A 19,716-nucleotide genomic window follows, 5' to 3' on the forward strand; every position below is an offset into this window, starting at 1 on the left:
TTTTTGTTATTTCATCGGCTGGCGGTCGGGTAGAGTGTGGGGCATGAGTGCATCGGACCGATCTCGCCGCGGAACACAGTCGCGCCCTGCAGGGGCGGGGCAGCGTTCGGCAGCGGCAATCGCATCGGGAATGCGCTCGCTGAGCACAGCACAGAAGATCGGCATTGGTCTGCTGGTGCTTTTCTTAGTATCTGTTCTCGCAATTCCGCTGCGGACTTTTGCACAACAACAGGCGGATGTCGCCGCCACGCAGGACAATATTGCTCGCATGGAACAGCGAATTAAGCAGTTAGAGGATGAAAAGGAGCTTTACTCCAACCCCGCCTACGTTAAGGAGCAGGCACGTCTGCGCCTGGGGCTGGTAGAGCCGGGGGAGACCCCATTCCGTATCCTCGATCCGGCCGTGGGCGAACAGCCTGTGACGCAGCCGGAGGAAATTCCGCAGCACCAGGCTAAGAAGTGGTACGAGACGCTGTGGGATTCCATTTCCATCCCGCCCGAACCCGAAGAGACTCGCCCGAATCCGGGGCGCGATCAGGCAACGAGGCCAGAGAGCTTGCCGACGGTACCGGAGTCCTAAACCTCCATACGGCTACCTGAGCCTCTCGGTGAGGTTGCATGCGCGGCGGAGTGTGCCGTCGTAAAGCGAAACAACGCGCTTGTAAGGCGACTGTGAGATTATGTGTCAGTAAAACGGAAGCAAAAGGAGTGTGACCGATGTCTGTGGATACCGCAGATTTGGAAGTGATAGCGGAGCAGCTCGGACGTGAACCGCGGGGTGTAGTGGACATCTCTTACCGCAGCCCCGACGGCACTCCTGGTGTGGTCAAGACGAAGCCGCGCTTGGACGATGGCACTCCGTTTCCCACGCTCTTTTACCTAACTGATCCGCGACTCACCGCCGAGGCCTCTCGGTTGGAGACGACTGGCGTGATGAAGGAAATGACCGCGCGTCTGGAAAGCGACGAAGAGCTCGCCGCCGATTACCAGCGTGCACATGAGGCGTTTCTGGCAGAGCGCAATGAGATGGAAGACCTGGGCACGGACTTCTCCGGTGGCGGCATGCCGACGCGCGTGAAGTGCCTCCACGTTCTTATTGCCTACGCCCTGGCCAAGGGGCCGAATCACTTCCGACTGGGTACTGAGTCGGTGGCGCTGGCGGCGGAGAACGAGAAGCTGCGCGGCACCGCGATTCCCGCAGATTGGCCCACGATTGCCGAGCTCGGTATTGCGTATCCGGGGGTGGAGGGATAAATGACGACCCTCGCTGCCGTCGACTGCGGCACTAACTCGCTTCGCCTGCTTATCAGCCGGGTCGAGGTCGTCGATGGAGTTCTCGAAATCACAGAACTGCACCGACTGATGGAAATCGTCCGCCTTGGCCAGGGCGTGGACGCCACTGGCATGCTGGCTCCAGAGGCGCTGGAGCGCGTGCGGGAGGCTCTGACGAAGTATGCGGAGCTTATGCAGGTCGAGAAAGTGCAAGCAGTCCGAATGGTGGCGACATCGGCGACGCGCGACGCAAGCAACCGCGACGATTTCTTCGCCATGACCCGCGAGATTCTCGCTCCGTGGGGTGCAGAGGCCGAGGTTATTTCCGGCGACGAGGAAGCGGCGCTGTCCTTCCGCGGGGCAGTCGATGACTTGGAGCCCGAGCTCGGTCCGTATTGCGTCATTGACGTCGGCGGTGGCTCCACCGAGGTTATTGTCGGTGACCACGATGGTACGGTAGCCGGTTCTGATTCCGTGGCTATGGGCAGTGTGCGCTTGACCGAACGGTTCCTGCAGGCCTCGCCACCGACGGCGGAACAGGTCCAGGAGGCGCGTTCGTATGTTGCGGAGCTGGCCGACGAGATTGTTGCGAAGGTGCCTGTCGACAAGGCTCGCACCATCGTCGGCTGCGCCGGGACCTTCACCACGCTGTCGGCGCTGGCACAGGGGCTAGAAACCTACGACCCGGAGGCAATCCACCTGTCGCAGCTGCGCTTTGCGGCGTTGCGTGCGCTGACCGCGTCCGTGATTGAGACCGACGCGGAGTCCCTCGCTGCCAATCCCGTGATGCATCCGAAGCGCGCGGATGTCTTCGCCGGCGGTTCCATCATTGTGGACGGTCTGATGGACATGTTTGAGGCGCTGCCGCTTTCCGAGGCAGCGAAGGAAGAGCAGCGCTTTTTCTACATCAGCGAGAAGGATATCCTCGACGGAATTGTGGCGAGTTTGGTAGACACCCATATCGCCCATTAATCTTTCTTAGGGGCCCCTATAGCCCAATTGGCAGAGGCAGAGGACTTAAAATCCTTTCAGTGTGGGTTCGAGTCCCACTGGGGGCACCAAAAGGCCAGGTCAGAGAGTTTTCTGACCTGGCCTTTTGCTATTTGTGCGCGCTACATGCGGATTACGGCAGGACGTTGAACTTCTTGCCGAGGACAAGTGCCGTGTTGAACACCTTCGAGTACAGCTCACGCGGCATCTGCGGCATCGACACCGGGGAAAGACGCTGCACGGTCACTGTCTGCTCATCGGTGTACTTCAGCAGGCCGCCCGCTGCTTGACGACGGCCCACACCCGAATCCTTGAAACCACCCATCGGGGCATCGACAGACGCGAAGGCCGCAGCAAAACCATCGTTGACATTGACAGTGCCGGCCTCAAGCTGTGGAGCCAGCTCCTTTGCGCGACGCGGGGAGGTCCACAGCGAAGCGTTGAGGCCATAACGGGAATCGTTGGACTTGGCGATAGCCTCGTGGACATCCGAGACACGCTGGAGGACTACCACCGGGCCGAATACCTCTTCGGTCAGCAGGGCGACGCCCTCCGGGACGTCGGTAAGCACGGTCGGCTCGTAGAACAGCGGTCCCAGATCCGGGCGAGGACGACCGCCGGCCAGCACGGTGGCGCCGGCCTCGATAGCCTCGTCGACCATGGACTTGACGGTGTCGAACTGGCCCTGCGACTGCAGACAGCCCATCTCGGTTTCCCACTCGTAGCCAGCGCCGATGGACATTGCCTTCACGCGGTCGGTGAATGCCGGGACGAACTCGTCCCAGACGGAGTCCACGACATAGATTCGCTCAATGGACACGCACAGGTGACCGGAGTTGGTGAAGCAGCCAATGCGTGCGCCCTCGACCGCGCGGTTGATGTTGGCATCTTCGGCGACAATCAACGGGTTCTTGCCGCCGAGCTCCGCGGAGAAACTAATCAGGCGCTCGCCGCACTGCTGCGCCAGCGAGCGGCCGGTCTCGGAGGAGCCGGTGAACATCAGGAAGTCACACTGGCCGACAATGCCCTGGCCGACAACGCGACCGGGACCTGGAATGACCTGGAAGAGATCCTCCGGAAGGCCAGCGCGGTAGAGCAAATCGACAGCGAAGAGAGCAGTAAACGGAGTGGTGCTGTCCGGCTTGAGCACGATGGCGTTACCGGCCATCAGTGCAGCCAGCGCGTCGGAAACCGCGAGGGTCAGTGGGTAATTCCACGGAGCAATAACACCGACTACGCCCTTTGGATGGTGGTAGACGGTGGTCTTGGAAAGTACCGGGACAGCGCCGTGTGCTCGCTTCGGCTCAAGCAGTTTCGGGCCCTGATTGCCGTAGTAGCGGGCGGTGATAGCTGTGTGTACGAGCTCCTCGTGGGCACTGGCGCGGTTTTTACCGGTCTCGGCCTGCAGCAGGTCCAGCACCTGGTCGCAGTGGGTAAAGAGCAGGTCGTGGAAGTGGTGCAGCACTTCGCCGCGCTTTTCCGGCGCCATGCGGGCCCACTTCTTCTGCGCGGCACGGGCACGCTTGAAGGCCTCGTCGACATCGGCCTGGGTACCGACAGGAATCTGCGCCAGCTCCTGGCCGGTAAATGGTGCCGAGATAGTGGCGGTCTTCGACTTATCAGCTACCGTGACGCGCTGAAGAAGGCGGGCAACGAGCTCGTCGTTAAGCGGATTGCGGATGGTAGTTCGGTTTGTCGTAGCAGTAGATGCTGTCATGGCACAGATACTACTGTTGCGCGGCGCCCCGAGATAGTAAATTTGGCAAAACTACAAAAACTTAGAAAACTTTAGTAAGTAGTCCAGCCCATCCGACGGTTGCGGTCCGGGTCGCGCGGGCCATCGTTGCCGAACTCGAACGGTTCGTGGCCGTCGACATCGCCGTAGCGCATCTCCGGGTCATCATCCAGATCGTCGTCGACGTCGATGTCCGGCTTTTCCTCGGCCAACCGCTTGCCGAGAGTGTCATGCGGAGAAGCGCCCCGCCAGCGGTCCGGCGGATCCATTACATAATTCTCGCCATCACCGGTGAGGAAGTCGCCATCGAGTCCCTCTGAGCCATCGAGCGTGGTCTCGTCGAAATCACCAGTGGTATCCGGATCGTAGTCAAGGCCATCAGACATCTTGACCAACCTCCTGTTTCATAATCACTCATGTGGTGCCCACGCCTGGCGACTGTGAGTTTTTCCGCGATTACAAAATCACCGCCAGCAGGCGAGGAATTACCTTGATACTAACTGTTTTTCAGGGTTGGGAACAATACCTTTACATCGCCCGTTGTAGAAAGTGTAGGCAAACGTAAGCGCGTGTGCCTGAATACAAAACGTAAGAAAAACTGAGAAAAGAAAGAAGGACGACGTGCGCGAAAGCAGCAATCCTGCATTCAGTTCACTTACTAAGACCGTCGCCCGCGGACAGGCGGGCGCACATCACTACGGCCAAGGTCAGATGGGCGCTGGCTACGGGGATAACCCGTACCAGTCGCAGGTTGCCGCCGACTACCGTCCGATGACGGTCGACGATGTCGTTTCCAAGACCGGCATCACGCTGGCAACCATCATCGTTTTGGCTGCGGTCAATTTCTTCATTGCCGTCAGTGTCTCCACCAGCCTGGCCATGATTCTGACCATTGTCGGCGCCATCGGTGGTCTGATTACTGTTTTGGTTTCCACCTTCGGCAAGAAGTACGGCTCCGCGCCGGTTACCCTCACCTACGCGGCCTTCGAGGGCCTCTTCGTCGGTGGCATCAGCTTCATGTTCACCGCTCCAATTCAGGGCGTTGCCGCAGGTGCGCTGATTATGCAGGCAGTGCTGGCCACCCTGGGTGTCTTCATCGGTATGCTCTTCGTCTACAAGTCGGGCGCTATCCGCGTGACCCCGAAGTTCACCCGTTTTATGAGTGCGGCTCTGATCGGTGTGCTGGTCCTCATGCTGGGCAACCTGGTGCTCTCCCTGTTCGGCCTGGGCTTCCCGCTGCGTGACGGCGGCATGCTGTCGATCATCTTCTCGCTGGTCTGCATCGGCCTGGCAGCCTTCAGCTTCCTGATTGACTTCGATCAGGCTGACCGCCTGGTCCGCGCTGGCGCTCCGGCTCAGTACGCCTGGGGTGTCGCCCTCGGCCTGGCTGTGACCCTGGTCTGGCTCTACACCGAGATTCTGCGTCTGCTGTCCTACTTCAGGGACTAAACGCTAGAAAACTAACTAACGCACAAGCGCCGGTTAGCCCGTTATTACGGGTGGCCGGCGCTTTGTTGTTGGCAGTCGACATATTGACCGATCAGGCTGTTCAGTGTGACGTCGTAAAGCGCGTTATTGAAGCGGGAGAGGGCACAAAAAATGGACCGATAGGCCATATGGGCTTCTATCGGTCCAAGAATCGGGCACTGTGGCCCGAAGTTGCCGCCTGGGTTGAGGCGGTCTAACGCCGGGAGCGCTTAGGCGTCCATCTCCGGGTCGTACGGCTCAGCCTTGACCACAGTGACAGACACTTCGTCGCCGCTTGGGGAAGCGTAAGTGCGGGTCTCGCCCTCCTTAGCGCCGACCAGAGCCTTGCCCAGCGGGGAATCGGTGGAGTAGGTCTCCAGGTTCGGGTTGGAGGAGTCAGCGCCACGGGTACCGATGAGGAAGGTCTCGGTGTCGTCTTCGTCGCCGTCGTAGTAGACGTGGACCACGGTGCCGACCAGAGCCACACCGGACTCCTGCGGGATCTCGCCGACGGTGGCGCGCTGCAGCAGGTCTTCGAGGTAGCGGATGCGCGCCTCTTCCTGTCCCTGCTGCTCACGAGCGGCATCGTAGCCGGCGTTTTCCTTCAAGTCGCCCTCTTCGCGGCGCTCGTTAATCTCGGCGGCGATGACCGGGCGGTTTTCATATAGCGCCTCAAGCTCGGCCTTGAGCTTGTCGTAGGACTCCTGGGTGAGCCATGGGCTATTGTTCTTTGCCTCAGTCATGGTTCCTCCTGTGTTTTGGCTATTTAATACAAAAGCGGCCCCGCGTGGGGCCGTCGGCTGCGTCACAGGATAGCACTGTCACGCCACATGGCAATAACAGGCGCGTCGGAGTGTTGTCGCGCACGCTTTACGACGTGCCGTGGAAGCGCATAATCCTCAGTTGCGAAAGGCAGTTACTTAGCAGGTGCGAGGAACTCCGGAATGTCGGTGGAGCAGCCGTAGACATCGCCTGCGACGGCCAGCTCGCGGGTGGCAATGGGGACGTCCATACGCACCGTAGCGGGGCCGCCGCCCGGGATGAATACGTCGCGACGGCCGACCTCTGCCACGTCATAGTTCAGCGCGTAGATAATGCAGTAGCTATCCAGCTCCGGCTTTTCGCGGGTGACGTCCAGCGTGAAGATGAACTGCTCATCTTCCTTACCTGGAGTGCGGCTCCAGCCCGCTTGCGTTGCAGAGACATCCGGGGCGGAGACGCGGTTCATCTGAACGAAGATGTATGCGCCGGCGATGACGAGCATGCCAACAATAGCGATGACAACCAATTTTGCGGGGAGAGTGCGACTGTTGTCCCCATAGCGCTCGCGCTGCCCGTTAGGCGCTGCGGTATTTCGGGTGTTTCGCTCCGAACTTTCAGCCATGCTTTTTAGCCTATCGGAGTTCTTGGTCGACGTGGTAAAATGTTGACAGTTAAACAATCTTTCTGGTGTGGCGCGGTGTCCTGCTGCTATGTCGTTCCACCGAGTAGCGATGCTGCGTAGTCATATGATGGTGCAGCGCTATAGTGGGGCGGTATTGAAACGGTGCTGTAGTAGCATCGTTGCGGTCGAAGGGCCCCGGCCTCGGCCAGAAAACATGGACTGAGATAGTAGCGGGAGTGACTTCAATTGGCACTTCGTCTGATGGCGATTCACGCTCATCCTGATGACGAATCGAGCAAGGGCGCCGCAACAATGGCCCGATATGTGGCGGAAGGGCATCGCGTCAAAGTGGTGACCTGCACCGGCGGTGAGGCCGGTAGCATTCTCAACCCGGCGATGGATCGGCCGGAGGTGCGGGAGAATATCGCCTCGGTGCGCGTTCACGAAATGGCTGCAGCCGCTGAGATTCTCGGCGTTGAACATGAGTGGCTCGGCTTTACCGACTCCGGTCTGCCTGCGGGTAACCCGGTGCCGGTGCTGTCGCACGGTGTGTTTGCGCGCCAATCGGTCGAGGATGCGACCAAGCCTCTCATTCGGGCCATCCGGGAATTCCGCCCGCACGTTGTCATTACCTACGACGAAAACGGTGGTTACCCGCACCCGGACCACATCATGACCCACATCGTGTCCATGCGCGCTTGGCTGGAGTCCGGAACGGATAAGTACCCCGAGCTCGGTGAACCATGGGAGATTTCCAAGCTCTACTACACCCACGGTTTCATCAAGGCGCGCCTCATCGCGCTGGATAACTACTACCGTGACAACGGCTTGGAAAGTCCGCTGACCGAGTCCTTCCGCCGTTGGACTAAGACTCCCGGCGACATCATGACCCGCGTGACCACACAGGTCGAGTGCGGCGATTACTTCCAGCAGCGGGATCAGGCGCTGCTGGCGCACGCCACGCAGATCGATCCGAACGGGCCATTCTTCGCCGTGCCAGTAGACATTCAGCAGCGCGTTTGGCCGACCGAAGAGTTTGAACTCGCCCGCACTCGCGTGCAGACCGAGCTGCCAGAGGCCGATCTCTTCGCTGGTATCGACCCCGACGCGGAATAGTCCGGAATTAACGCTAAGCTGGAACTCATGATTGAAAGCTTCGATGCCTTGGCGGCTCGCACGACAATTTTCCTGGCGCAGAACCCCACTGGTCCGCGGGGTGCTGACTTCGGAAAGGCCTCTCCTGTTGGCCTGCTCATCATTGTCGTTTTGCTCATCGTCATCCTGGCTCTCGGCTGGGATCTCTCGCGGCGCGCGAAGCGCATGGCCGCTCGCCGGAAGTTCGCCGAGGCGCACGACATGGATCCCTTCGATTCCGAGGCTGTGGATAAGGCGATGGCTGCAGCAGAGCAGCGTCGTGAAGCGGAGTAGTCAGCGTCAAGGTGTGTGCGCGTCGCTTGACGACGGGCAGTTGCGCGCACCCCTGATTGTTTCCCGTGTGGCGGGATTTGGAGTTCGAATTGCGGGATTCTAGGCAGTGCGCTACAGTCAAGCGCATGCGTATGTGGCGATTTTATTTTTCGAAGGCTCCGGAGGCAGTGACGACATAGTCACAGCCGGCGGCTATTCGTCACGTCGCCACCAACCGGAGCCAAAGGCAGCAGCCCCACCAATAGGGGCGCTGCCTTTTGTCGTATCTACAGCCAAATACATGCGTAACGCCCCAGAGAAAAGAGACCTCAGATGACCCCTCCAACTTCCCTCGAAGCCCCCGCCTCTACCGCGAACCGCCGTGTCGTAGCCTTCCACGACCTGCCCTCCCCAGAAGAGGTCATGGCCAAACAGCCACTGACCCCGAACCTAGTTAACGAAGTGGAGCAGTCGCGACTCGACATCGCCCGCGTCATCGCCCGCGAGGACGATCGCCTGCTGGTCGTTGTCGGCCCGTGCTCCATTCACGACCCCGAGGCCGCCATCGACTACGCCCGCCGCCTGAAGGCCACCGCCGATGAGCTCGACGAGGACCTGCTGGTCGTCATGCGCGTCTACTTCGAAAAGCCGCGCACCACCGTCGGCTGGAAGGGACTCATCAACGACCCCGACCTGGATAGCTCCTTCAGAATCAACAAGGGCCTGCACATGGCCCGCGAAGTGCTCATCGAGGTCCTGCGCACCGGCCTGCCCGCCGGCGCTGAATTCCTCGAGCCCAACAGCCCGCAATACATCGCCGATGCCGTCTCCTGGGGTGCGATTGGTGCGCGCACCACGGAGTCGCAGGTCCACCGCCAGCTCGCTTCCGGACTTTCCATGCCCATCGGCTTCAAAAACGGCACCGACGGCAACGTCCAGGTCGCCGTGGACTCGCTGGTCTCTGCAGCAAACCCGCACTTCTTCTTCGGCATGAACGACCAGGGCCGCGCCGCCGTCGTCGAAACCGCCGGCAACCACAATTGCCACCTCATTCTCCGCGGCGGCACCTCCGGCCCGAACTGGGACGAGGCATCGCTTAACGACGCCGAAGCCCGCCTGAACAAGGCCGAGCAAACCATCAGCATCATGGTGGACGCCTCCCACGCCAATTCCGGAAAATCCGAGGTGCGCCAGGCCGAGGTCGTTGAGGAGCTCGGCAAGCTCATCGGTGCCGGCGACAAGCGCATCACCGGCATCATGATGGAGTCCTTCCTCGAAGCCGGTGCGCAAAAAATTACCGATGGGCGTAATGGCCTCGTATACGGCAAGTCCGTCACCGATGCCTGCATGGATTGGGAAACCACCGACCGGCTGCTGCGTACGCTTGCGACAGAAGTCCGGAAGCGTCGGCAGGCACGTGACTAAGCACAAAGCGGCCGTGCCCATTGGGTAGAGTTACATATGTGAAAGAAAACCAGCCGTCCTCACTCCGGCGGATTGCGTATCCGCTCTACGAGCGCAAACTAGCCCAAGAGCTAGAAGGAAAACCTCGCCCCAAGCACGTTGCCATCATGGCCGATGGCAACCGCCGCTGGGCGAGGGAGGCTGGATTCACCGACGTCAGCCACGGCCACCGCGTCGGCTCCCGCAAAATCGCAGAATTCGTCGGCTGGTGCGCCGAGCAGGAAATCGAGCTGGTCACCATCTACCTGCTCTCCACCGAAAACCTCGGGCGAGACCCCGAAGAGCTGGAATTACTGTTCGACATCATCGCCGACGTCGTCGACGAATTGGCGCAATCGCCTAACGACGTGCGCCTGCGCATGGTCGGCCACCTCGAGCTCCTTCCGGAAAGAATGACCGCCCGGCTGCGTCACGACGAAGAAGTCACCGCGAACAACACCGGCATCCAGGTCAACATCGCCGTTGGCTACGGCGGCCGGCAGGAAATCGTCGACGCAGTACGCAGAATCATCCGGGAATCAGTCGCCGAAGGAATTGATGCTTCCGAGCTCGAGGAGAGCATCACCACCGACGCCATTTCTCGCCGCCTCTATACATCCGGACAACCGGACCCCGATCTAGTCATCCGCACTTCCGGAGAACAGCGGCTCAGCGGCTTCCTTCTCTGGCAAACCGCCTACTCCGAGATTTGGTTCACCGATACCTACTGGCCCGAATTCCGCCGCATCGACTTCCTCCGCGCACTTCGAGACTTTTCGCAGCGCTCACGCCGCTTCGGCAAATAACCTCCCTACATCCGGAAAAATTTCCGGATGTTAGAGTTTGCGCATCCGGACCCTCGAAACCTTGTGGTCCCGAGACTTCGTAAGAACTAATGACGCCCGCACTCGAGTGGGCAAAATATTTTCCGTCAGGTTCGGCAAGTTCACCTGCTGCCAAATGCGTCGGGCCACCTCGGCCGCAGCTTCGTCGTCAAGCGTGGCGTAATCCGCGAAGTGCGCGCCCGGAGCGCGAAACGCCGTCTGGCGGAGACTGAGGAAACGATTAATGTACCAGCGTTCGATGTCCGCGCGCGGGGCATCGACGTAGACACTGAAATCGAAAAGATCGGAAATCATCAGCGTCGGGCCCGTCTGCAAAACGTTGAGCCCCTCGAGAATGAGAATGTCCGGACGATCGACATCGACGAACTCATCCGGCACCCGGTCATAGAGCGTGTGCGAATACACCGGCGCCTTCACATGCCGCGCCCCCGACTTCACCGCCGTGACAAACCGCATCAACGCACGCTGATCATACGACTCCGGATACCCCTTGCGCTGCATAATCCCACGGCGATTCAATTCCTCAGAAGGATAGAGGAAGCCATCAGTAGTAACCAAGTCCACCCGCGGATTAGTCTCCCAGCGCTCGAGCAGGACCTGCAGCAAACGCGCCGTCGTTGACTTGCCGACCGCCACCGAACCCGCGACGCCGATAATAAACGGCACCGACGCCCCCTTCGAAGGATTTTCCCCAAGAAAGTTCGACGTTACGGCGTTCAGCTCCCGATGCGCCGCCACACGCATGTGAATCAGACGAGAAAGCGGAAGATAGACCTCGGCGACTTCGTCCAGGTCGATGTTTTCACCGATACCGGAAAGTCGTTCAGCTTCCTCTTCCGTCAGCACCAGAGGCATATTCTTGCGCATTTCGCGCCACTGCTCGCGTTTGAACTCGACGTACGGGCTGGGGGATGTTGCGCGCGTCATACTTCCAATTGTGCCAAGGGGGTGCCGAAAACCGGAAAACGAGTCAATAAAGGGGGCATACCTGAATGGTGCTGCTTTCGTGGTTTGCCCCATAAAGGGCTAGCATGGCCTGTGGCATTGAAGTTTCATTGAAAGGTCGAAAACCTACTCATGACCGGGTCTAACAATAACGATGTCCGCTACCAATCGCTGCGTGAACTCGATCCCGACCTCGCAGAGGCAATGGCAGGGGAGCTCTCTCGTCAGCGTGACATGCTCGAAATGATTGCCAGTGAGAACTTTGTTCCACGTGCAGTGCTGCAAGCTCAGGGCTCGGTTCTGACCAACAAGTACGCCGAAGGCTACCCGGGCCGTCGTTACTACGGTGGCTGCGAATACGTCGACGTCGTCGAGGACATGGCACGCAACCGCGCCAAGGAGCTCTTCGGCGCTGAGTTCGCCAACGTTCAGCCACACGCAGGTGCGCAGGCCAACGCTGCCGTTCTGCATGCGCTAATCAACGCCGGTGACAAGATTATGGGCCTCGACCTGGCACACGGCGGTCACCTGACCCACGGCATGAAGCTGAACTTCTCCGGCAAGCTCTACCACGTCGCCGCATACGGTGTGGACAAGGACACTATGCGGATCGATATGGACAAGGTGCGTGAGCAGGCGCTCGCAGAAAAGCCGGATGTTCTCATCGCAGGTTGGTCGGCGTACCCGCGCCACCTCGACTTCGAAGCTTTCCGTTCCATCGCCGATGAGGTCGGTGCGAAGTTGTGGACGGACATGGCGCACTTCGCAGGCCTGGTTGCCGCCGGTCTGCACCCGTCGCCGGTTCCGCATTCTGACGTTGTGTCGACTACCGTTCACAAGACCCTCGGTGGTCCTCGTTCGGGCATGATTTTGGCTAAGCAGGAGTACGCCAAGAAGCTGAACTCCGCTGTTTTCCCGGGGCAGCAGGGGGGTCCGCTGATGCACGCCATCGCCGGCAAGGCCGTGGCGCTGAAGATTGCTGGTACCGAGGAGTTCAAGGAGCGCCAGGAGCGCACTCTGGCTGGTGCCCGCATTCTGGCTGAGCGTCTCACCGCTTCCGACTGCGCCGAGGCTGGCGTCGATGTTCTCACTGGCGGCACCGATGTCCACCTGGTTCTGGCGGATCTGCGCAATTCTGAGATGAACGGCCAGGAGGCCGAGGATCTGCTCCACGCTGTTGGCATTACCGTCAACCGCAATGCTGTTCCGTTTGACCCGCGTCCTCCGATGGTTACATCCGGGCTTCGTATCGGTACTCCGGCGCTGGCCACCCGTGGTCTCGACGAGAAGGCCTTCACCGAGGTCGCCGATGTCATCGGTACTGCTCTCGCCGCCGGCAAGAATGCGGATGTTGACTCCCTGCGTGCTCGTGTTTCGAAGATTGCTCAGGAATTCCCGCTTTACGACGGTATCGAGGACTGGAACCTCATCTAATTCTGCGTTTTTGCAGCGCAAGTACCCGTTCTAGCAGTGCGCTAGGACGGGTTTTCCCGTACATCCGGGTTTTGGTCCGGAGGTGGTGGCTCCGGCCCGAGCTGTTTCGTCGTGCCTGCCCGGTATCCGGCGTAGGACCTCCCGGACATTGATGTCACGAATGAGTTGCTAAACAGCGGCGGCCGAGTCTTGTCAGGTGGGCGCCATCGAATATGTCCGGATGTGGGGATGCGTTCGAGGTGGCCGTTGCGTCCTTCCCGGTCGTCGTCGTTAAGCCCGTTGTGTTCGCGGCAGACCATGGTGAGGTTGTCCAGCGTGGTTGTGCCGCCGTGTTTGTGGGCGACTAGGTGGTGCGCTTGTCCGCTATAGGCGGGGCGTTCACAGCCGGGCCAGGCGCAGATGGGGTTGTCGATGAGCATCGCGATGCGCTGCTCTTCAGTCGCCAGGCGGGGGTTGCCGATGGGAAATAAGTCCGTAATGGCGCTGTGTTCGTCGTAAAGCACGGCCCACCCGGTGTCGGCGAGTAGGGCGTTGAGGAAGACGTCGGGGGCGAGCGCAGAGCCGTTGGTGGTGGCGGCGAATCGCGGGCTGTAGTCGATGAGGTCTTGTGCGGTGATGATGATGGCGGGTTGGTAGCGCATTTCATCGAGCTTGTCGACGGGCATTGCGGCATCGGCATGCTCGAGGCGCTCGGCAAGCGCTTGGCCGACGCAGCGGTCGTGGGAAAACTCCGGATGGGACTTCCGGATTTCTGCGGCACGGATGGTAAGCGGCGACAGGAGATTGTCGAGCATATCCGAGGGGCCGGAGATGTGGAAGTGCTTCATTCCCCGGATGTCTACCTTCCGGGAAAATCGGGCGCGCAGATGCTGGGGTGGCTCGTCTTCGGTGTTGAGCTCGGTGAGAGTTTCCCGCATGTAGAGATCGAGTTCTTCGAAGCCGAGGCGTTCGGCGGCAGCGACGAATGTGAGCCGCAGGTTGTCGTGGAGTTCGGCGTTGTTGGCTTGGCGGCTGCGCTTGTCGATAAGCACGCAGGTGTCTAGGCTGAGCCCGAGTCGGCGGGCCAGAGCGGTGGCATCTTCGCGGGCTTTGGTGTTTTCCTCGGTGTCAGCGGGTTGGAGGTAGTGGGCGGCGACGCGTAGCAAAAGCCGGAGGCGCGCCGGGTCAAGGCCGAGGGTTGCCGCCAGGTGGGAGGTGGCGTCGTGGCCGTCGGGACGCGCGGCGTGGAGTTCCGCCAGCGTGTCCATTCCGCGCGAGGCCAGTGCGGCGAGCGTCCCAAGAACTGTCATGCCTTTGAAGGTAAAAGTCCGGATGTAGGGGGACAACGCCTATGAGGGCAGGCTGTGGATAAGTCAGCCGGTTTAGCAGTTATCCACATCCGGACTTTTCACCGCGCAAACGCACCGCAGCTGCACCGCCGTACCGCCGCACCACGCGCTGCCGTCTGTTACGCCCCGAAGTCACGCAGGGCGCTGCCGGTGAGGCGGAAGGTGTCCCATTCGTCCATGGGGAAGGCGCCGAGGGAGCGGTAGAAATCGATGGAGGGTTGATTCCACTTCAGGACGCACCACTCGACACGTGAGTAGCCTCGCTCCACGGCAATTCGCGCGAGGTTCTGCAGCAGTGCTTTGCCCTTGCCGGTGCCGCGTGCCTCGGGGCGGACGTAGAGGTCTTCGAGGTAGATGCCGTGGGTGCCTTCCCAGGTGGAGTAGTTGAGGAACCACAGTGCAATGCCGTCGAGGCGCGGGCTGCCTCCAACACCGCCATCACCGCCACCAACACCGCCATCACCGCCACCGGCGCCGTCGTCCAAATTTCCGGATGTGGAGTCGACGACGTGGCAGAAAATCGCAGGGTTGTCCCCGAAGAGCTGTTCGCGCAGGCGCTCGGGGGTCAGTCGGACGGCATCGGGTTCTTTTTCGTAGGCCGCCAGGTCTTTGATGAGGTCGACGATCTCGTGGACGTCGTCAGGCGTGGCGGGGCGTGGAAGTGTCATGTGTCCCTTGTTACTCGCGGCGAGTGATTTGGTGCAAAAGTGCGTCCGAGGCGGGGGAGATTGCGATAACCTGCGAGGTTATGAGCAACGTTACTCAAGACTTTTCCGACGGCATTCTAGCCATCACCATCGACCGCCCGGATGCCTATAACTCCCTGGATAAGAACCTCCGCTTGGAGCTGAAAGCCGCTTTTGAGCGTGCGCAGGAGCCGAATGTGCGCGCTGTTATCCTGCTCGGCGGGCCGAAGGCGTTTTGTACGGGCCAGGATTTGAAGGAGCACATTTCTGACCTGCAGTCCGGCGCCGGCATGGGCAAGGTTGTCGAGGAGTACAACCCGATGGTCGCGGAGCTGACCGCGATTAACGTTCCGGTTATTGCAGCTATCGAAGGTGCTGCGGCGGGTGCCGGCTGGTCGTTGGCGCTGCACTGTGATTTCCGTATCGCGGGCCCGAAGGCGTCGTTCAAGGCGGCGTTCCCGTCGATTGGCCTGGCCACGGACTGTGGCATGTCGGCGCTGCTGCCGCGCATGGTCAGTGACGCGAAGGCGCGTGAGCTGTTGTTCTTCGATAAGAAGGTGCTTGCCGACGAAGCCCTGAGCCTCGGCCTGGTCACTGAAGTGGTGGATAATCCAGCGACTCGGGCACGTGAGTTGGCTGCCCAGTTTGCGGCGGGGCCGACGGCCGCGCTGAAGGAGATTAAGGCTCTGCTGCGCCGGGATACCTTGTCTGCCGCTGCGGCGGAGGCGGACGCGCAGGCTCGTTTGGCGGTCTCGGCCGACCATAAGGAAGCGGTGGCCGCGTTCTTGGAGAAGCGACCACCGCATTTCGTAGGTGAGTAAGGCAGATACCTGGAGTGGCAGGGGAGAGGTAGTAGTGAAGAACTACTGCTCTTCCTGTGCTCCTAGTACTTCACTGGTGAGTTCTGGGTGATCTCCCAGCTCACCGGAAACCTCGTCAGGGTGCTTGGATAGGCTGACCAGCGAGACCGCCAGACCGCCCCAGATGACGATGATGAACAGTGCCATCATGACAATTGCGATACCGGACATTTGGCTTAAACCTCCTCGGTTTCCGGAGTGTGCTTGCGTGGCAGGTGTGAGGACCGCTTGAAATCTGGCGTCACACCGAAGTCCGAGCCCGGAGGGCCATCGAGACGGTGTTGGCCGCGCCAAGGCAGGATGGCCATAATCAGAGCGCCGATGAGAATCACGCCGATGACACCCCAGCCAAAGATGTCGATTTGGGTGTCGGAGTAGCCTTCGTAGTTTTCCTGGAAAAGTCCAATGAGCTCCTGGAACAGGATGACGGCGAGAATGACCGGCGTGATGTTTCCGACGAAGATCTGCCACATGGTGCCGACCTTGAACGAGGACACGGCGTTGAGGTGCATGGCGAACTCGTTGGTGCGGCGCAGGATCCAGTCGATTGCGATGATGGTCAGCAGTGCAACCAGGACGATACCGACGTTGTTGGTGAACTTATCTACGATGTCGAGGGTTACCAGACCTGAGGTGGTCGGGAAGGCCAGCAGCGAGATGACGGCCATGGCGCCACCGACGGTGAGGGTGGCCTGGACGCGGCCGAGGTTCAGCTTGTCCTTTACTGCGGAGACGACGACCTCGAGCAGCGACATCAGGGAGGTCACACCGGCGATTGCCAGGGAGAGGAAGAACAACAGGCCGAAGACGGAGCCGATGAGCTTTGGCATCTCAGAGATGACCGTCGGGAAGGCGATGAAGGCAAGACCAATACCGGAGGTTGCGACCTCGTCAACGGCCTGACCCGACTGCGCTGCCATGAAGCCCAGGGTGGCGAAGACACCGATACCGGCGAGAACCTCGAAGGAGGAGTTTGCGAACGCGGTGACCAGGCCGGAACCGGTGAGGTTCGTGCGTGGCTTCAGGTAGGAGGCGTAGGTCAGCATAATGCCGAAGGCCACGGACAGGGAGAAGAAGATTTGGCCGTAGGCGGCAATCCATACGCTGGAGTCAGTGAGTGCGGACCAGTCTGGGGTGAAGAATGCGTCCAGGCCTTTTGCAGCGCCGTCGAGCGTCAGGGAGTAGATGACCACTGCGACGAAGAGGATGGTCAACAGTGGGATGAAGATAATCGAGACCTTGCCGATGCCCTTGTCCACACCAGCGGCCAGAATGCCGATGACGAGTACCCAGACAATGAGCAGGACGATGGAAATCGAGGGGACGAAGTCCAGAGAGAAGACGCTCTCGGTGTCTACTTGGAGGAAGTCCTTCATGAAGTGGGTCTCGGCATCTGGGCCCCAGCTCTTGCGGATGGACTTCCAGGCGTAGATGAAGGACCACGCGATAATAACGGCGTAGTAGACGGTAATGAAGAAGGCGATACCGACCTGGATCCAGCCGATTGGCTCAGCCCAGGGCTTGATGCGACGCATCGACTTCGGTGCGGACCCTCGGAAGCGGTGGCCGATGGCGAAGTCGAGGAAGAGCAGTGGGATACCCGCGGTCAGAAGTGCGACCAGGTAGGGGATAAGGAAAGCGCCACCGCCGGAGTCATACGCGACATAGGGGAAACGCCAGATGTTTCCAAGCCCGACTGCCGAGCCGATAGCGGCGAAAATGAAGGCTGCTCGGGTGGAAAACACCTCCCTTCGCTGAGGGGTAGCGGTCGAGTTGGTTGTGCTCATACCTCTGGAACTCCAATCCTTCATCTCCGGTCACGCGCTCGCGCGGCCTAGGAGGGAATTTGGTGAAGTGCATCACCATTACCTAACAGAATCTTAGTATATGAGATGGGTATCTCATTGTATAGTTTCGGTTTTGTAGGGGGTAATGTTTTTGGTGAGGGGTATGGCACAGGGGAAGGGAACTCTAATCCAGCCTCGTAAATAATCGCCAGCCACCTACTTTGAGGTATGCAAAAACCCCGCCAGGAAGACCTGACGGGGTTTGAGGCGAATCGGCTAGACCGACGTGCGCTGTTTACTCTGCGCCGCCCTTGGCGATACGACGGAAGATGATCTCCTTCATGATCTCGTTGGTGCCACCGTAAATGGTCTGGACCTTGGAGTCGAGGTAGTGAGTGGAGATTGGGTACTCGAGCATGAAGCCGTAGCCACCGAACATCTGCAGGCAGCGGGTAACGATGTCCTGCTGCTCCTCGGTGGTCCAGTACTTGGCCATGGAAGCACCGGTCTCGTCCAGCTGACCAGCGTTGTGGGCCATAACGGCCTGGTCAACGAAAGCCTGCAGGGCGGTGACGCGGGTGGCGATGTCAGCCAGGTAGTGGCCGTGGACCTGGTGCTGGATGATCGGGCGACCGAATGCCTCGCGCTCCTGGGCGTACTTGTAAGCCAGGGTCCAGGCGCGGCGGGAAGTTGCGACAGAGCCGCAAGCCAGGGTCAGGCGCTCGTGAGCGAGGTTGGTGCGCAGGTAGCCGAAGGCAGCGCCCTCTTCGCCGAGCAGGTTCTCAGCCGGAACGCGGACGTTATCGAAGTTGAGCTCAGCGGTGTCCTGAGCCTTCAGGCCGACCTTCTGCAGCGGGCCAGCCTTGGTGAAGCCCTCGAGGTCAGCGTCGACGATGAACATGGAGACGCCAGCGCGGCCCTTGGATGGGTCGGTGATAGCTGCGACGAGAGCGAAGTCGGCCATCATGCCGTTGGAGATGAAGATCTTGGTGCCGTTGAGGACGTAGTGGTCGCCGTCCTTCTTGGCGAAGGTGCGCATACCTGCCAGGTCAGAACCGGCGCCCGGCTCGGTCATAGCGAGGCAGCCGATGGTGTCGCCGGCGTTCATGGAAGCCAGGTACTTCTGCTTCTGCTCTTCGTTACCGAACTTGGCCAGGTATGGAGCGACCAGGTCGTTGAGAACGCCGAAGGAAACGACGATGGAACCACAGTCAGCGTTGGAGAGCTCCTCGTTCAGGACCTGGTTGTAGCGGAAGTCCATCTCTCCGCCGCCGCCGTATGCCTCCGGAGTGGACATACCAATCAGGCCCAGCTCACCGGCCTTCTTGAAAATCTCGCGGTCCGGCTGACCTTCCTTGTGCCAGCGCTCTACGTTCGGGGTGATTTCCTTCTCGACGAAGCCGCGAACCATGTCGCGGAACATGTTGTGCTCTTCTTCGAAGTGAGTACGGGGCAGAAAGTCCTTCATGACATGCTCCTAGAAATATTGTCGTGGAATTTTTGTCTTAAGGCCTTTTCGTACGTCGCAGATAAACGCTGCAGATAAACGCGATGGCCTCGGTTCATCGTCATAGTGGCTATGACTGTTGTACCCCATTATGCATGAGTGTGATGAGAGACACTTGTTTTTTTAAAAGTTTTTTCCCGATTGATGACGTGAAATCGCTTGACGACGGATATTGCGCCCAGCCTTCCCGGAAAACTACCCCCGTTGCGGTTGGGGGTTGCTATTGAATCCAGACTATCCCCGACAGTCGGCAATGTTAGGTAATGCTAACCTACAAAGCCAGGTGAATGGCTATTTTTGTCATATCTGACAGGCGGGACCCTGGGGCTTTGGGGTCGATAGGGTAGGCGTTTTGGATGGTCATCATGGGGGTGATTAACGAAACATTCTCGTTTTCTTATTCCCATTAGTGCTGGTGGTAGTTAGTATGAGCATCAGGTGGAGACCGGTTCCCTTGATTATCCGAGCTTCTTCCACTGCAGTCATAGCAACCTCCAATTGCACTCGAAAAAATGACGCGACCTGTGCGCCGTCCCCGTGGAATGGACAGCGAGCAGGTCGCGTTATTTTTATTTTTTATTGCTGCGATTAGGCGCTAGTGGGTTAAGTAAAGAAAAGTGTGTCCG

At 59.7% G+C, this 19,716-nt stretch carries 20 protein-coding genes and 1 tRNA gene; 11 read left to right on the plus strand and 10 right to left on the minus strand.

Annotation, left to right across the window (positions count from 1 at the left end; all coding sequences use genetic code 11):
• Nucleotides 1-43 precede the first annotated feature (43 nt).
• The 4 genes from HMPREF3135_RS04130 to HMPREF3135_RS04145 all read left to right on the plus strand — a co-directional run bounded on the left by HMPREF3135_RS04130 (nucleotide 44) and on the right by HMPREF3135_RS04145 (nucleotide 2,333).
• Nucleotides 44-580 carry an FtsB family cell division protein gene (locus HMPREF3135_RS04130; RefSeq protein WP_048733957.1) on the plus strand — a complete coding sequence of 179 codons (537 nt, stop codon included), beginning with the start codon at nucleotides 44-46 and terminating at the stop codon, nucleotides 578-580.
• 137 nt (nucleotides 581-717) lie between these two features.
• The gene (locus HMPREF3135_RS04135; protein WP_048733959.1) at nucleotides 718-1,254 is read left to right on the plus strand and encodes a DUF501 domain-containing protein; all 537 of its coding nucleotides are present in this window, start codon (nucleotides 718-720) and stop codon (nucleotides 1,252-1,254) included.
• Nucleotides 1,255-2,244 carry a Ppx/GppA phosphatase family protein gene (locus HMPREF3135_RS04140; RefSeq protein WP_049172251.1) on the plus strand — a complete coding sequence of 330 codons (990 nt, stop codon included), beginning with the start codon at nucleotides 1,255-1,257 and terminating at the stop codon, nucleotides 2,242-2,244.
• Nucleotides 2,245-2,256: 12 nt separating this feature from the next.
• A tRNA-Leu gene (locus HMPREF3135_RS04145) sits at nucleotides 2,257-2,333 on the plus strand.
• Nucleotides 2,334-2,395: 62 nt separating this feature from the next.
• Here the strand turns inward: HMPREF3135_RS04145 and HMPREF3135_RS04150 are convergent.
• Both HMPREF3135_RS04150 and HMPREF3135_RS04155 read right to left on the minus strand, forming a co-directional pair.
• A complete protein-coding gene (locus HMPREF3135_RS04150; RefSeq protein WP_049172253.1) occupies nucleotides 2,396-3,979 on the minus strand; it encodes a succinic semialdehyde dehydrogenase in 1,584 nt (527 codons plus the stop codon).
• Between the two features lie 71 nt (nucleotides 3,980-4,050).
• Entirely contained in the window at nucleotides 4,051-4,383 is a 333-nt protein-coding gene (locus HMPREF3135_RS04155) for a hypothetical protein (RefSeq protein ID WP_048733964.1), read from the minus strand.
• A 235-nt stretch (nucleotides 4,384-4,618) separates the two neighbouring features.
• On the opposite strand from HMPREF3135_RS04155, the gene HMPREF3135_RS04160 reads away from it, so the two are divergent.
• Entirely contained in the window at nucleotides 4,619-5,446 is an 828-nt protein-coding gene (locus HMPREF3135_RS04160; protein ID WP_048733966.1) for a Bax inhibitor-1/YccA family protein, read from the plus strand.
• A gap of 248 nt (nucleotides 5,447-5,694) precedes the next feature.
• Here HMPREF3135_RS04160 and greA read toward each other — a convergent pair whose 3' ends face one another.
• The gene (gene greA, locus HMPREF3135_RS04165; protein ID WP_048733968.1) at nucleotides 5,695-6,207 is read right to left on the minus strand and encodes a transcription elongation factor GreA; all 513 of its coding nucleotides are present in this window, start codon (nucleotides 6,205-6,207) and stop codon (nucleotides 5,695-5,697) included.
• A 173-nt stretch (nucleotides 6,208-6,380) separates the two neighbouring features.
• Nucleotides 6,381-6,848, minus strand: a complete 468-nt coding sequence (locus HMPREF3135_RS04170) for a DUF4307 domain-containing protein (RefSeq protein ID WP_048733970.1) — start codon at nucleotides 6,846-6,848, stop codon at nucleotides 6,381-6,383.
• A gap of 261 nt (nucleotides 6,849-7,109) precedes the next feature.
• Here HMPREF3135_RS04170 and mca point away from each other — a divergent pair, with 261 nt between their 5' ends.
• The 4 genes from mca to HMPREF3135_RS04190 all read left to right on the plus strand — a co-directional run bounded on the left by mca (nucleotide 7,110) and on the right by HMPREF3135_RS04190 (nucleotide 10,504).
• Nucleotides 7,110-7,964 (plus strand): mycothiol conjugate amidase Mca, encoded by an 855-nt coding sequence (mca, locus tag HMPREF3135_RS04175; RefSeq protein WP_070438243.1) that lies wholly within the window; start codon nucleotides 7,110-7,112, stop codon nucleotides 7,962-7,964.
• Between the two features lie 27 nt (nucleotides 7,965-7,991).
• Nucleotides 7,992-8,276, plus strand: coding sequence for a hypothetical protein (locus HMPREF3135_RS04180; protein WP_016423190.1), 285 nt, complete (start codon nucleotides 7,992-7,994; stop codon nucleotides 8,274-8,276).
• Nucleotides 8,277-8,588: 312 nt separating this feature from the next.
• Entirely contained in the window at nucleotides 8,589-9,680 is a 1,092-nt protein-coding gene (locus tag HMPREF3135_RS04185) for a 3-deoxy-7-phosphoheptulonate synthase (RefSeq protein ID WP_070438230.1), read from the plus strand.
• Between the two features lie 38 nt (nucleotides 9,681-9,718).
• Nucleotides 9,719-10,504, plus strand: coding sequence for an isoprenyl transferase (locus tag HMPREF3135_RS04190; RefSeq protein WP_038626180.1), 786 nt, complete (start codon nucleotides 9,719-9,721; stop codon nucleotides 10,502-10,504).
• A 30-nt stretch (nucleotides 10,505-10,534) separates the two neighbouring features.
• Here HMPREF3135_RS04190 and coaA read toward each other — a convergent pair whose 3' ends face one another.
• Nucleotides 10,535-11,470 carry a type I pantothenate kinase gene (gene coaA / locus HMPREF3135_RS04195; RefSeq protein WP_038626177.1) on the minus strand — a complete coding sequence of 312 codons (936 nt, stop codon included), beginning with the start codon at nucleotides 11,468-11,470 and terminating at the stop codon, nucleotides 10,535-10,537.
• Nucleotides 11,471-11,620: 150 nt separating this feature from the next.
• On the opposite strand from coaA, the gene glyA reads away from it, so the two are divergent.
• Nucleotides 11,621-12,922, plus strand: a complete 1,302-nt coding sequence (gene glyA / locus HMPREF3135_RS04200; RefSeq protein ID WP_005510713.1) for a serine hydroxymethyltransferase — start codon at nucleotides 11,621-11,623, stop codon at nucleotides 12,920-12,922.
• Between the two features lie 41 nt (nucleotides 12,923-12,963).
• Here the strand turns inward: glyA and HMPREF3135_RS04205 are convergent, their stop codons facing one another.
• Both HMPREF3135_RS04205 and HMPREF3135_RS04210 read right to left on the minus strand, forming a co-directional pair.
• The gene (locus tag HMPREF3135_RS04205) at nucleotides 12,964-14,211 is read right to left on the minus strand and encodes an HNH endonuclease signature motif containing protein (RefSeq protein WP_241482448.1); all 1,248 of its coding nucleotides are present in this window, start codon (nucleotides 14,209-14,211) and stop codon (nucleotides 12,964-12,966) included.
• A 158-nt stretch (nucleotides 14,212-14,369) separates the two neighbouring features.
• Nucleotides 14,370-14,918 (minus strand): GNAT family N-acetyltransferase, encoded by a 549-nt coding sequence (locus HMPREF3135_RS04210; protein WP_049190692.1) that lies wholly within the window; start codon nucleotides 14,916-14,918, stop codon nucleotides 14,370-14,372.
• 80 nt (nucleotides 14,919-14,998) lie between these two features.
• On the opposite strand from HMPREF3135_RS04210, the gene HMPREF3135_RS04215 reads away from it, so the two are divergent.
• Nucleotides 14,999-15,757: an enoyl-CoA hydratase-related protein gene (locus HMPREF3135_RS04215; RefSeq protein WP_070438233.1), complete on the plus strand. Its 759-nt coding sequence runs from the start codon at nucleotides 14,999-15,001 to the stop codon at nucleotides 15,755-15,757.
• Between the two features lie 42 nt (nucleotides 15,758-15,799).
• Here the strand turns inward: HMPREF3135_RS04215 and metS are convergent, their stop codons facing one another.
• From metS to HMPREF3135_RS04230, 3 genes are all read right to left on the minus strand, one after another.
• On the minus strand, nucleotides 15,800-15,967 hold the full coding sequence (gene metS, locus HMPREF3135_RS04220; protein ID WP_048733989.1) for a methionine/alanine import NSS transporter subunit MetS: 168 nt from the start codon (nucleotides 15,965-15,967) through the stop codon (nucleotides 15,800-15,802).
• 5 nt (nucleotides 15,968-15,972) lie between these two features.
• Nucleotides 15,973-17,583 (minus strand): sodium-dependent transporter, encoded by a 1,611-nt coding sequence (locus tag HMPREF3135_RS04225; RefSeq protein WP_070438236.1) that lies wholly within the window; start codon nucleotides 17,581-17,583, stop codon nucleotides 15,973-15,975.
• Nucleotides 17,584-17,878: 295 nt separating this feature from the next.
• Nucleotides 17,879-19,051: an acyl-CoA dehydrogenase family protein gene (locus HMPREF3135_RS04230; protein WP_005510658.1), complete on the minus strand. Its 1,173-nt coding sequence runs from the start codon at nucleotides 19,049-19,051 to the stop codon at nucleotides 17,879-17,881.
• Nucleotides 19,052-19,716 lie beyond the last annotated feature (665 nt).

The sequence above is a fragment of the Corynebacterium sp. HMSC14H10 genome, from assembly GCF_001807105.1.
Taxonomy (GTDB): domain Bacteria; phylum Actinomycetota; class Actinomycetes; order Mycobacteriales; family Mycobacteriaceae; genus Corynebacterium; species Corynebacterium jeikeium_D.

What these genes read in the sequence shown, in the direction of transcription:
- HMPREF3135_RS04150 (WP_049172253.1), bottom strand. Translation starts at nt 3,979, where the DNA reads ATGACAGCATCTACTGCTACGACAAACCGAACTACCATCCGCAATCCG.
- HMPREF3135_RS04180 (WP_016423190.1), top strand. Translation starts at nt 7,992, where the DNA reads ATGATTGAAAGCTTCGATGCCTTGGCGGCTCGCACGACAATTTTCCTG.
- metS (WP_048733989.1), bottom strand. Translation starts at nt 15,967, where the DNA reads ATGTCCGGTATCGCAATTGTCATGATGGCACTGTTCATCATCGTCATC.
- HMPREF3135_RS04185 (WP_070438230.1), top strand. Translation starts at nt 8,589, where the DNA reads ATGACCCCTCCAACTTCCCTCGAAGCCCCCGCCTCTACCGCGAACCGC.
- HMPREF3135_RS04215 (WP_070438233.1), top strand. Translation starts at nt 14,999, where the DNA reads ATGAGCAACGTTACTCAAGACTTTTCCGACGGCATTCTAGCCATCACC.
- glyA (WP_005510713.1), top strand. Translation starts at nt 11,621, where the DNA reads ATGACCGGGTCTAACAATAACGATGTCCGCTACCAATCGCTGCGTGAA.
- HMPREF3135_RS04135 (WP_048733959.1), top strand. Translation starts at nt 718, where the DNA reads ATGTCTGTGGATACCGCAGATTTGGAAGTGATAGCGGAGCAGCTCGGA.
- HMPREF3135_RS04130 (WP_048733957.1), top strand. Translation starts at nt 44, where the DNA reads ATGAGTGCATCGGACCGATCTCGCCGCGGAACACAGTCGCGCCCTGCA.
- HMPREF3135_RS04155 (WP_048733964.1), bottom strand. Translation starts at nt 4,383, where the DNA reads ATGTCTGATGGCCTTGACTACGATCCGGATACCACTGGTGATTTCGAC.
- HMPREF3135_RS04170 (WP_048733970.1), bottom strand. Translation starts at nt 6,848, where the DNA reads ATGGCTGAAAGTTCGGAGCGAAACACCCGAAATACCGCAGCGCCTAAC.
- HMPREF3135_RS04140 (WP_049172251.1), top strand. Translation starts at nt 1,255, where the DNA reads ATGACGACCCTCGCTGCCGTCGACTGCGGCACTAACTCGCTTCGCCTG.
- mca (WP_070438243.1), top strand. Translation starts at nt 7,110, where the DNA reads ATGGCGATTCACGCTCATCCTGATGACGAATCGAGCAAGGGCGCCGCA.
- HMPREF3135_RS04205 (WP_241482448.1), bottom strand. Translation starts at nt 14,211, where the DNA reads ATGACAGTTCTTGGGACGCTCGCCGCACTGGCCTCGCGCGGAATGGAC.
- greA (WP_048733968.1), bottom strand. Translation starts at nt 6,207, where the DNA reads ATGACTGAGGCAAAGAACAATAGCCCATGGCTCACCCAGGAGTCCTAC.
- coaA (WP_038626177.1), bottom strand. Translation starts at nt 11,470, where the DNA reads ATGACGCGCGCAACATCCCCCAGCCCGTACGTCGAGTTCAAACGCGAG.
- HMPREF3135_RS04210 (WP_049190692.1), bottom strand. Translation starts at nt 14,918, where the DNA reads ATGACACTTCCACGCCCCGCCACGCCTGACGACGTCCACGAGATCGTC.
- HMPREF3135_RS04225 (WP_070438236.1), bottom strand. Translation starts at nt 17,583, where the DNA reads ATGAGCACAACCAACTCGACCGCTACCCCTCAGCGAAGGGAGGTGTTT.
- HMPREF3135_RS04230 (WP_005510658.1), bottom strand. Translation starts at nt 19,051, where the DNA reads ATGAAGGACTTTCTGCCCCGTACTCACTTCGAAGAAGAGCACAACATG.